This is a genomic window from Pseudomonas brassicae (genome assembly GCF_010671725.1).
Classification (GTDB): Bacteria; Pseudomonadota; Gammaproteobacteria; order Pseudomonadales; family Pseudomonadaceae; genus Aquipseudomonas; species Aquipseudomonas brassicae.
This window is the reverse complement of the sequence record NZ_JAAHBU010000350.1, coordinates 1-5,800: the sequence shown is the minus strand read 5'-3', so window position 1 is coordinate 5,800 and position 5,800 is coordinate 1. Positions and strand designations below refer to the sequence as shown.

Here is a 5,800-nt window from a genome sequence, read left to right as displayed (position 1 = left end):
GGCCTCATGATAGTGATCTGGACAGTGGTACCCTCCGGGATAATCCTCACAATCCGCCCTTCACTTCTCCATCACCCACCAAGCAATCTTTCGGCACGAAGATCCACCCCTCACGGCTGGGAGCATCAACCGGTGGCCATACCAAGCTCCCTGGCTCGATCTTGTACAGCCAGGCGAGCAAGGCACAGGTCAGAGCATCCTGTTCATCCTCGTGCCACTCAGCAGAAGTGAGCGCTGAACGCTCAAGGCATTGCTGTCTCAGATCATCGACCAACATTGAGCGCTTCGTCGAGCTCGGATAGACCTCAATCGCGCTCGCGCGCGCATTGTCTGACCACACACCGCACTGGACTGCATGTGGCATGAAGCGTCCCAGCACATGCATTCCCTTGGTGGCCTGACTGCCGATCATGTCCTTGATAGCGGATAAAGGGGAAAGCCCGCGCTCGAAGAGGAAGCGTTCAGTGAACCGGAACAAGTAGGAATTTGTGTCCGAGGATTCCACTGCAGGAACAGGTCTTCCATTCACCAGCAAGTCGATCAACTCCGAAGAAAACCCCAGCGGCGTGTCTATGCCCAGGACTACCGGCAGCTCTTCACTCAGCAGGCTCTCCACTTGGCAGTTACCGAGCAGCGCCCGGATAAAGTCGGAAGTAGATTCAGCCTGGTTGATCTGGTTTCGCAGGTTGCCGCGCCAAGGTTTACCACGCACCTGCAATGAATCATCCAGTACGACCAGGGCGTCCCGACTGAGGCGATTCCGGTCGCAATTCCATCCACCTACATCCCAGCCAATCAGTAGCGTTTTACTCACAGCGACGATCTCCCCTGCTTCCTAGTACTTCAGCGGTGCGGAAAAAGTGATAGGCGTCTGTAAGCGCATCAGGGGGCGCATCCAACTACGACCGAGAAGCACGCGAGGCGTTAACTCAGAACAACATCGCGATGAAAAAACACAACATATAGACATGTAGCCATAAAATAAACCAAAAAAGCACAATATATGGTTTTTTAAAAAAATCTGGGCGTTAGTTTGTAAACAAAGCAGAAGCAGCAGCCTTCGGCTGCAAAGCAGAGCGATCCTCCCCCACGCCCCAGTCCTGCCCGTCACCCCGCTCTACTCGCAAGCCAGGTCAATGAGCGCCTGAAAAAGCCGCAAGTATCAGACGTAAAAACCGGTTGTGTCCTGTGGAAATGCGGTGTCTGGGACACTGCCGCTTTTCTCTTGTTCTCAAATATAAAAACTCCGTCTCGTTTAAAAATTTTCAAGGGGGTGGGGTGGAAAATAGTCCACCGATTCCGACGAACGGTCGAAAAATTGTCAATCTGCCAAGGGCCGATTATCCACCCGATGCCAGGGATTTCGGGGCCTCCAGGCAAAGATCAACGGATTCACAGCCACAATCACGTTTCACGGACAATAAAACGGCTTGGGAGCATCCCGACCTGCAGCCCGTAGGCCATTTCACAAACGTCCATGTAAGCTGATTTCGCTCCTGGATGAGGTGCTCAACCGCATAGGGTGGTGGTAGGCTTTTCCCAGAATGAATAGCACTGTCGTCAAGTAGGCCCGCTCTCATCGAGAGCATTTTTGTACTCCTTTGGAACAATCATGAACGAGAATTGGCAGCGAGAGCGCGAACGACGCCAAGCAATCAGGGAGCTTGCCGAGCTTCAGCCCGGTGACCGGGCTGCCAAGACAATCTTGGAGCGCCTGGATGGTCTTGAGCGACTCGACCGCGAACACCCCATCAGCGTCTGCAACCTAAGCCTGGAGAAGCTCTCAGAGCTTCCCAAGGAGCCTCATGTAATTGGCTGCTGGATCATAAGAGACGCCAACATCCCAGAACCTTGGAGAACCCGTTTCACGGTTGCATTAGGCCCAGCTGCGCGCGTAGCGCAAGGGTTTTATTGGCAAGACTGGGCCGACTTTTTACAGGCCTGGGAACGTGACTTGGGGCATGTGGAGCAGCATCGCCGTGAGCTCGATGATGATTGAGCCAGCACGCCTAATTAAGTTAAGAGGCCTTGCGGGGTCGTGTCGATACGGCGTGCACGGTCACGCGTGACGACCAGGCACCCCTCTCATTAGTGAGTAACAGGCACAGCACCTACTCGGAATTTTCTGAAGGTCGCAATAACGGTGGTTGCAATAGCCAGACCGGGCAGATTGCGCGTCGCGCCACTCCTGTCCCACCCATTCTCGGACAGTTTTGGCTATCAGTCGCAACCTAGCCTGTCAAATAAAGCCGCTGATCAATCCATGTCAGCGCACAATGATGCCGTGCGCTGAAAAGTCCTTCAACAACGTCTTTCTGCCGATCAAAGCCGGAATCTTGAAAATATTTCGGTAGCTGTACCACATACCTACGGGTATTAGTGCCAAACCCACCCCATAAGTTGCTATAGCTACAATGAATGCCATCGGCACAGTCGCGAAGCCCATGAGAATTCCCTTGATGATGGCAGACCTCTCCATGCGCTTTACAACCTCAAGATCATACTCAACTTTGCCATTCTTGGTTTCAAAAGCTAAAACCACGATTGCTTTTTTGGAAAGCTTCTTGAAATACCAGGTTCTTGGAGTATCGGTAGCAATGGCTCCATGCCTGGTCAAATAGTTGGGTATTAAAACTTGTTTGAAGTAGAAAGTTTTACCTTCGGCATCTTCCAGACGCACCTGGCTATAGAGACCATCAAGATCACCTCTATCCTGTACGTCGTAATTCTTAACAACCACTGTCTGTTTGATCAGATCGGACATGCTTGATCCTTAAGCCGATTTGGAAAAATATAGTTACGATAACTAACACGCATACGAATTCACGCCCCTGGTGCGACGCTTGGTCTGTGGAGGGGGTTGCCCACACGCTAAGAGCGGTGGCACCGGTCTCCGAAGGTCTCCACCGTGCGGATCACCGCGCTCATGCGATCACATGGCGGACTCGCTCGCGAACACATAGTTATCACCGCTTGCGCTTCTCATCAGCTTAAAGCCCTGCCTGACCTCCACGCATTTGAGAGGGGGGGTCGCAACTGTCATGCCGTTTTCTGAAACGCCGGATCGATCGAAGTACACTTCAGCGGCGTATCGCTGCCCTGCCTTCGCCGCGTTGAGAAGGTACGCGTCGATGCATACGCCCCACTCAACACCCTGGGCCCTGGTGATTTCTTCAGGAATGCCTTGCTCAAGGCTGTACGGTTCTTCGGGGCTTGGGAGTTCAAAGTGCCGGGCAGAATTAGCCATCAAGTCGATCTCAAATAGGTAAAGCCGTTGCGCTGTGCTGACCTATGGCAATGCCTGCCCTTTTGGGGCGGTGGCACCTGACAGCGCCAAGCCGGCACGATTTAGCGGTTAATTGCATGCAGGGGGGCGTCACGAGCTGCACACGCATTGCGGATCCGAAACGAAATAGCCAGGAACCATCACGCCGTTGCAGATCACCAGCACCCGCCTCAGGCGCCGCTAGGCGTCAGACGAGAGCTAAAACTGACAGCTTTATATCGCATACGCCATGTAACTGTACACCGCAACATGGCTATATCCTGAATTTTGAGGGATACGTCGTGTTGAAGCCGGCCTTGGCAGCAGTCGTTAGAACGTTGAGAGACAGCCTAGATTTGTCTCAGGAGGGCCTGGCAAGCGCTGTGTCTCAGACTTTCTTGAGCCGCATCGAAAACGGACACAGCAGCCCGACGGTGGACAAGTTTGCGGAGCTTGCCGATGCGCTCGAACTGAGTCCCGTAGCCCTCATGACGCTGATTCTCTCGACCCGTGACAACATCCCCACCTCTACCGTGCTCGCCAATGCCGCAAAAGAACTGGAAGTGATCGAGGCGAAGGTGAGCACGAGTGCCATTGCCGCACACCTGGCTGGAATGGAGGTTCTGAAACGGCCTGCCTCACGACCCGCAGACCTCGCCAAGCTGCGGAAAGTGCTTGAGTGTAAAAAGGCTGGATTAAGCAAAGCAGAGGCCGCGCGGCGGCTGGGCCTTACCCGTTCAACCGTTGGTTTTCTCTGGGATCGATCGCTACCAGCTGAAGGCTGACCAGGTAACGCCTGTCTCGTCTACGGAAGTTTGAGATAGGTTGTGGGCATCTCGAAGTCATATCACAATGCCACTCCAGATGGCGTTACGCATCTTTGCACCTTCCAGGTTTGCTACAAACCTGGCGTGTAGCGCATGCCCAATTTACTCAGAAAGGAAGTGCACCGCGCACCAAGCGTTGATGCCGGTGCTGGTACCAGATGCTCACAAAACTCGCTCCTCCCTGGTGGACTCGATGGCTTCCATCGTCTGCGCATGCTCTGAACATTTCCACCGCCAGCATTGAGATTTTCACGCGAAAAAGCGCTGAGAAAGTTGAGTTTGCTGCTATCAGTCATCGCCCCAAAAGGTCTGCAATCTGGTTTCTGCACATGGTATCCGTCAGCACCCCGCGCGGAACCTCTCGCCTTTATTTTCGTACAGAGCAGCAACGAGATACCGCATGGGAAGCGCTCACCCGAGCTTGGTACACACCCCGTATAACAGCGGCCCAAACTCACCTTAAGGCTTTCGAAGAGGCCCTGCTGAGCGAACGCTACCTGCGGACGTCGAAATGGGAACGTTACAGACTGAAGGCTCTATCATGGGCAAGCACGTGCCCTCCAGCCCCACCTAAAGGCCTTCTAACGCTTGAGCAGCAAAGCCACCTAGCCCTGATGAGGGATCTCACTCAGCATCCCGAAAAATGGCTTGAGAGATCCCGTAACGCTTACGTTGCCCATGCCCTGGTCGACTATCACGACCTATTTGAGAGCGTCGAGAGCAGCCCGCTGACAACAGACCAACGAAAGGCGTGCATCATTGATGAGGATAACAACCTCATCCTCGCCGGCGCCGGTACCGGCAAGACCAGTACCGTCATCGGACGGGTCGCTTTTTTGGTTAACAGTGGGCAGGCCAAGCCCGAAGAGATCCTGCTCCTTGCGTACGGTAGCAAAGCCGCTGAAGAGTTAAGGGAACGCCTTGAAAGCAAGTTGGGTATCAAGGGCATAACCGCCGAAACCTTCCATCGGTTGGGCAAGTGCATCGTTCACAAGTCAGAGCCGGATCCAGCCGCCACCAGTCCCATGGCCACCGACAAAGCCCTGAAAGCCCATTTCGTCAACACCGTCTTTGAGGCCAAACAACGAGAATCTGAGTACCGAGAACTGCTGCTGAGCTACTTCGAGCAGTGGCTGTACCCTGTTCGTAACCCCTTCGACTTCAACACCCTAGGCGAATACTACCGGTTCCTGCAGGACAACGAGATTCGCACACTCAAGGGCGAAGCAGTGAAAGGTTTCGGAGAGTGCGACATTGCCAATTTCCTGTTCAAAAATGGCATCGAATACAAGTACGAGGCCGTCTACAACACAGCAATACGAATTCAGGCTCGCGGCGCCTACTGCCCTGATTTCTACCTCCCAGACTACGGTATCTACATCGAACACTTTGGCACGGATCGTAATGGCGATACCGCTCCCTACATTGACCGAGACCAATACCACACCGACATGGAGTGGAAACGCGAGGTTCACAAGCTGGGCGCCACGAAGCTGATCGAGACGTTCCATTATGAAAAGCAGGAAGGCGTGTTACTCGATGCATTGAAGAAGCGGTTGGTCAACGCAGGCGTCCGACTGGATCCGCTGCCCCCAGAAGCAGTTCTGGAAACCCTTCGAGAGTTCGGTGCCATTACTCGGTTCGCAGAAATTCTGACGGACATGCTTGGATTGTTTCGAGCGGCGAATCTGAACGATCAAGAGCTAAA

Annotated in this window: 6 protein-coding genes; 3 read left to right on the top strand and 3 right to left on the bottom strand. The window is 53.7% G+C overall.

Annotated elements, in window-relative coordinates:
* Nucleotides 1–46 precede the first annotated feature (46 nt).
* Nucleotides 47–814, bottom strand: a complete 768-nt coding sequence (locus G3436_RS21295) for a hypothetical protein (RefSeq protein WP_163949148.1) — start codon at nt 812–814, stop codon at nt 47–49.
* 798 nt (nt 815–1,612) lie between these two features.
* On the opposite strand from G3436_RS21295, the gene G3436_RS21290 reads away from it, so the two are divergent.
* Nucleotides 1,613–1,999, top strand: a complete 387-nt coding sequence (locus G3436_RS21290; protein ID WP_163949146.1) for a hypothetical protein — start codon at nt 1,613–1,615, stop codon at nt 1,997–1,999.
* Nucleotides 2,000–2,266: 267 nt separating this feature from the next.
* Here G3436_RS21290 and G3436_RS21285 read toward each other — a convergent pair whose 3' ends face one another.
* A complete protein-coding gene (locus tag G3436_RS21285) occupies nt 2,267–2,764 on the bottom strand; it encodes a hypothetical protein (RefSeq protein WP_163949143.1) in 498 nt (165 codons plus the stop codon).
* Nucleotides 2,765–2,932: 168 nt separating this feature from the next.
* A complete protein-coding gene (locus G3436_RS21280; RefSeq protein ID WP_163949140.1) occupies nt 2,933–3,247 on the bottom strand; it encodes a hypothetical protein in 315 nt (104 codons plus the stop codon).
* A 320-nt stretch (nt 3,248–3,567) separates the two neighbouring features.
* Here G3436_RS21280 and G3436_RS21275 point away from each other — a divergent pair, with 320 nt between their 5' ends.
* Both G3436_RS21275 and G3436_RS21270 read left to right on the top strand, forming a co-directional pair.
* Entirely contained in the window at nt 3,568–4,050 is a 483-nt protein-coding gene (locus G3436_RS21275) for a helix-turn-helix domain-containing protein (protein WP_338001300.1), read from the top strand.
* 200 nt (nt 4,051–4,250) lie between these two features.
* Nucleotides 4,251–5,800 (top strand): UvrD-helicase domain-containing protein (locus G3436_RS21270; protein WP_243667249.1); only part of this gene is annotated, 1,550 nt, incomplete at its 3' end.